This window comes from Nonomuraea sp. NPDC049695, assembly GCF_040674955.1.
Classification (GTDB): domain Bacteria; phylum Actinomycetota; class Actinomycetes; order Streptosporangiales; family Streptosporangiaceae; genus Nonomuraea; species Nonomuraea helvata.
Map to the genome: position 1 here is coordinate 1 of NZ_JBFANV010000215.1, position 2057 is coordinate 2057.

Here is a 2057-nt window from a genome sequence, read left to right on the forward strand (position 1 = left end):
TGCCGTTCTGGCGGCAGTTGCGGCAGGTCATCGCCATACCCACCCTGGTCTTCGTCTGCGCCGGCCTCTGCCTCCTCACGCTCGGTCTGTCCGGGATCTTCTACTGGCTGCCCACCTTCATGGTGCGCAGCCTCGGCGTCGGCACGGGCACGGCAGGCTCGCTGACGGGATTGATCCCGGTCGTGGGCACGCTGACCGGCACCCTGGTCGGCTCGTGGCTCGGCCGCAAGTGGCACGGCACGCGCAAGGGCGGCCGGCTGCTGGCCGGCGGCAGCGGCCTCACAACCGGCTCGCTGGTCCTGCCCGTGGCGCTGTCGATGGAGTCGATCGGCGCGATGACCGTGCTGGTCCTGCTGGCCTGCTCGCTGCTGGCGATCGCGATGCCCAACCTGGCCGCGTGCCTGGCTGACGTGGTCCCGGCCGCCTCGCGCGGGCTCGGCTTCGCCGTCCTGCAACTGTTCACCACGGGTGGCGGCGCCTTCGGCTCCCTGGTCGTCGGCATCGCCTCGGACCGGTTCGGGTCACTGCTCGCCGGGATGTACATCCTGGTGCCCCCGATGATCGCGGGCGGGCTGCTCACGCTCAGAGCCCGGACGTCGTTCGAACGCGACGCGCGCAAGGTCATGACGGAGGCCGCCCGAGGCTGAGCCTCCTGGCACCCGATGTTGATCCGCACTTCCTGGTCCGTGCGGGGGGAGCCGGTCAGCCGCCTGTCATGCGGGTATGGGCAGGTCACCCTGCGCACTCACCGGCGCCGTCTGCCCTTGAGACGCCTGCAGATATCCATATCGATATGAGTAAATGATCAATATCAATATTGGACATCCCTGGCTGGTTTCTGATCTGCTCTCCGCCATGACACGACCACTCCTGCGTCTAGGGATCGCGACGTTGACCGCTTCCGCGCTGCTGAGCGGCCCCGCCAGTGCGGCGGATGCCGCCACCGGCGAGACCAGCACCTCCAGCGTCGACTCCCGGACGGGGACCAACGCCCCCTCCGACTCCGACCTGGACAAGACGCTGCAGGAACTGGAGAAGTCCTACCAGGGGCGTATCGGCGCAGTGGGCATCGACCTGGGAACTGGTAAAACGGTCGGCTACCGAGCCGATGAGCGCTTCCCCTTCAACTCCATGTTCAAGGTGTTCGCCTGCGCGGCAGTACTGCACAAAGCACGCACCAGCGACCCCGGGCTGATGGACAAGGTGGTTCGCTGGACGCCTGCCGAGATGGCCGGGCTGACCACGAACTCCCCAGAGACCACCGAATACACCGACACCGGCATGACACCTGCACAGCTGTGCCGAGCCGGGATCACCAAATCCGACGGCTTCGCAGGTAACACGCTGCTGAAGCAGATCGGCGGGCCGCGCGGGCTGACCGAGTTCTTCCGCGCCACCGGTGATCGGACGAGTCGTCTGGACCGACCGGAGCCCACCCTGACCGAGTGGGAGCCGGGTGAAGAGCGCGACACCACCACCCCCGCGGCGGCCGCACAGACCTTCACCAAGCTCACCACCGGTAAGACCCTCCACACCCGCGACCGGGCGCGGCTGGTCGGCTGGCTGAAGGCCAGCCTCACCGGTGCCAACCGGATCCGGGCTGGACTCCCCAAGGACTGGACGGTCGGCGACAAGACCGGCACCGGCGGCGCGAGCAACTACGGCACCGCCAACGACCTGGCGATCGTCTGGTCGCCCGGGTCTGACGCGCCGATGATCCTTTCGGTGTTCACCAACCGCAACACCGACAACACCCCGCATGACGACAAGGTGATCGCCTCCGCCGCGACCGCGCTGGCCAAAGCCCTCGGCCGGCTCTGACAGGCCTCTGCCGCCATCACCATGCTCGGCGGAAGGTCAACAACCCATCCACCGTCACGCCCCTGGGGTCAGCCTTCGCCATCATCGAGTTCAGTGGCGAAGCCAGGGTGCTCGGGTTGGTGTTGACGGGTGGCATGCTCGTCTTCCTCGTGGTCATTCCGGTCGCGGGCGTCCTGGCAGCTAGTCCCGGCTTCCCATCATTCGGGCGTGCCAGATCGTGTGCGGAGCGAGCCGGC

At 67.6% G+C, this 2057-nt stretch carries 2 protein-coding genes; both read left to right on the forward strand.

Annotated features, from left to right (window positions below; all coding sequences use genetic code 11):
• Positions 1-647 (forward strand): MFS transporter (locus AB0J64_RS57090; protein WP_364047172.1); only part of this gene is annotated, 647 nt, incomplete at its 5' end.
• Between the two features lie 154 nt (positions 648-801).
• Positions 802-1821, forward strand: a complete 1020-nt coding sequence (gene bla / locus AB0J64_RS57095; protein WP_364047175.1) for a class A beta-lactamase — start codon at positions 802-804, stop codon at positions 1819-1821.
• The last annotated feature ends 236 nt before the right edge of the window (positions 1822-2057 follow it).

Excerpts from the sequence above, each read along its gene's own strand:
- bla (WP_364047175.1), top strand. The coding sequence starts at position 802 with ATGATCAATATCAATATTGGACATCCCTGGCTGGTTTCTGATCTGCTC.